Annotated in this window: 3 protein-coding genes and 1 pseudogene; all 4 read left to right on the top strand. The window is 74.6% G+C overall.

What is annotated here, in order from left to right; translation table 11 throughout:
* The coding region (locus AC2W7M_RS23700) for a Na(+)/H(+) antiporter subunit B (protein WP_486135404.1) at positions 1-595 on the top strand (595 nt) is incomplete at its 5' end.
* Between the two features lie 22 nt (positions 596-617).
* Positions 618-920 carry an NADH-quinone oxidoreductase subunit K gene (locus AC2W7M_RS23695; protein WP_486135402.1) on the top strand — a complete coding sequence of 101 codons (303 nt, stop codon included), beginning with the start codon at positions 618-620 and terminating at the stop codon, positions 918-920.
* A gap of 43 nt (positions 921-963) precedes the next feature.
* A complete protein-coding gene (locus AC2W7M_RS23690) occupies positions 964-2,121 on the top strand; it encodes a complex I subunit 5 family protein (protein ID WP_486135406.1) in 1,158 nt (385 codons plus the stop codon).
* Positions 2,064-2,513, top strand: a pseudogene (locus AC2W7M_RS23685) (hypothetical protein); the annotation flags it as partial. The gene AC2W7M_RS23690 and the pseudogene AC2W7M_RS23685, both read left to right, overlap by 58 nt.

The raw sequence follows: 2,513 nt of genomic DNA, 5'->3' as shown, positions 1-2,513 counted from the left end.
GATGCCCTCGCGCGCCGCCGATGCCGCCGCCGCCCTGCCCGCGACCGGGCTCGGCAACCCGGTCACCGGCGTGCTGCTGGCCTTCCGCGCGCTCGACACCCTGCTGGAGAAGATCGTGCTGCTGCTGGCGCTGGTGGGCGTGTGGGCGCTGTCGCGCGATCCGCTGTGGCGCGGCCGGCCGGAGCCGCTGTTCCCAGGTCCCACCGCTGCCCCCTCCGCCTTCCTCGCGCGCGTGCTGGTGCCTATCGGCGTTCTCGTGGGCGCCTATCTCCTGTGGGCCGGCGCCGATGTGCCGGGCGGCGCGTTCCAGAGCGGCGCGACGCTCGCCGCCATGGGCCTCCTCGCGCTCATGGCCGGTCTGGCGCCGCTGCCGCGGGCGGACGACCGCCGGCTGCGCCTCGTTCTGCTGGCCGGGCCGTTCGGGCTGCTGGCGGCAGGTTTCCTCGGCTGGGCGACGGCGGGCGCCTTCCTGGCCTTCCCGCCCGGCTTCGAGAAGCCGGTCATCAAGATCGTGGAAATCGCCATCACCGCCTCCATCGCGCTGACGCTGGTCCTGGTGGTGCTCGGCCCGCCCGCCGGCGAGGAGCGCCCCTGATGGCGCGGCGCGGAGCCCCCTTATGAGCGAGGCGATGCTCTACGCCCTTGCCGGGGCCCTGCTCGCCGGCTGCGGCACCTATGGCCTCCTGACCGCCGGCGGCGCGCTCGGCCGCATCCTCGGCTTCAACATCCTGGGCGGCGGCGTGTTCCTGATCTTCGGCGCGGTGGCGCGGCGCGGCGCGGGCGCCGGGCTCGCGGCCGACCCGGTGCCGCAGGCGCTGGTCATCACCGGCATCGTCGTCGCCTTCTGCGCCACCGGGCTGGCGGTCGCCCTGCTGCTGCGCCTCAAGGCTACGGACGGTGATCAGGGGGAGGAGCCGTGAGCGCCCTCCTCGTGCTCGCCTTGACGGTGCGCTCCTCGGCCTCGTGCCGTTGCTGCTCGCGGGCCGCGCTGGGGCGAGCGCGCGGCGCTCGCCGTGCTCGCCACCGGCGCCGGCCTTTGCGTCGGCGTGGGCGTCGCGGTGGCGCGGATGTGGGCAGGCGCTCCAATACTTCGTCGCCGGCCTCGCCCCGCCGCTCGGCATCGGCCTGCGGGCGGACGGGTTTTCCGCCGCCATGATGGGCATGAGCGCGCTGGTGCTGGCCTTCACCGCCGTTTACGCGATGCGCGCGCCGGGCGCCGACGCGCCGCGCATGCCGCCGGCCTTCTTCATGCTGCTGCTGGCGCTCGCGAGCGCGCTGAACCTCGCCTTCCTGGCGCAGGACCTGTTCACGCTCTACGTGGCGCTGGAGCTGCTGACCTTCGCCGCCGTGCCGCTGGTGTGCCTCGACGGCAAGCCGGGCCAGCTCCGGGCGGCCATGACCTATCTGGTGTTCGCGCTGTTCGGATCGGTGCTCTATCTGCTCGGCGTGGTGCTGGTCTACGGCCTGTACGGCACGCTCGATCTCGCGCACCTCTCCGCGGCGCTCGCGCGGGCCCCGGCGGGGTGGGAATTCGGCGCCGCGCTGGCGCTCATGAGCGCCGGGCTGATGGCGAAGGCGGCGCTGTTCCCGCTGCATTTGTGGCTGCCGCCGGCCCATGCCGGCGCTCCGCCCGCGGCGAGCGCGGTGCTCTCGGCGGTGGTCATCAAGGCGCCGCTGTTCCTGCTGGTGCGCCTGTGGGCGGACCTCGCGCCCGTGCCCATGGCGCAGGCGGCGGCGCCGACGCTCGCCGCCTGCGGGGCGGGCGCGATCCTCGTCTGCGGGATGGTGGCGCTGGCGCAGGTGCGGCTGAAGCTGCTGATCGCCTACTCCACCGCCGCACAGATCGGCTATCTCTGCCTCATGTTCCCTTTGGCGGCGCGCGCGGACGCCTATTGGAGCGCCCTCGCCTGGACCGGGGGCACGCTGCACCTCGTCTCGCACGCTTTCTCGAAGGCCGCCATGTTCATGGCCGCCGGGCTGATCGCCGAGCTGTTCGGCCACGACCGCCTGGCCGGGCTGAAGGGGCCGCGCGGGTCGCCCCGCTCTCCGTCGCCGCCTTCGGCATCGGCGGGCTCTCGCTGCTCGGCCTGCCGCCTTCCGGCGGCTTCACCGCCAAGGTGATGCTGCTGACCTCCGCGCTCCAGCAGAGCGCCTGGTGGATCGCCGTCGTGGTGCTGGCGGGCGGGCTGCTGGCGGGCGGCTATGTGCTGCGCCTGCTGGTGCTCGCGCTCCAGCGGCCCGACGACGGGACGCTGCCCGCCGGGCATGAATGCGGCTGGCGCGCCGTGATCGCGCTGGCGCTCGCCTTCGGCGCGGTGGCGCTGGGCTTCCTGCCGCTGGCGCCGCTGGGCTTCCTCTCCATCGGCCGGCCCATCGCCTGGGAGGGCTCGCGCCATGAGCGGGTTCCTGACCACGCCGCCTTTGCCCGTCACCTTCGCGCCGGAGGCGCTGCTGCTGCTCGCCATCGCCGCGCCGCTCGTGCTGGCGCTGGCGATGCTGGCGCCGGGCCTGCG

It is taken from the genome of Xanthobacter sp. BG11Y11_SDJG (assembly GCF_057364445.1).
Note: the sequence above shows the minus strand (reverse complement) of the source record. Positions and strands in the feature narration are given on the sequence as shown.

Excerpts from the sequence above, each read along its gene's own strand:
- AC2W7M_RS23695 (WP_486135402.1), top strand. The coding sequence starts at position 618 with ATGAGCGAGGCGATGCTCTACGCCCTTGCCGGGGCCCTGCTCGCCGGC.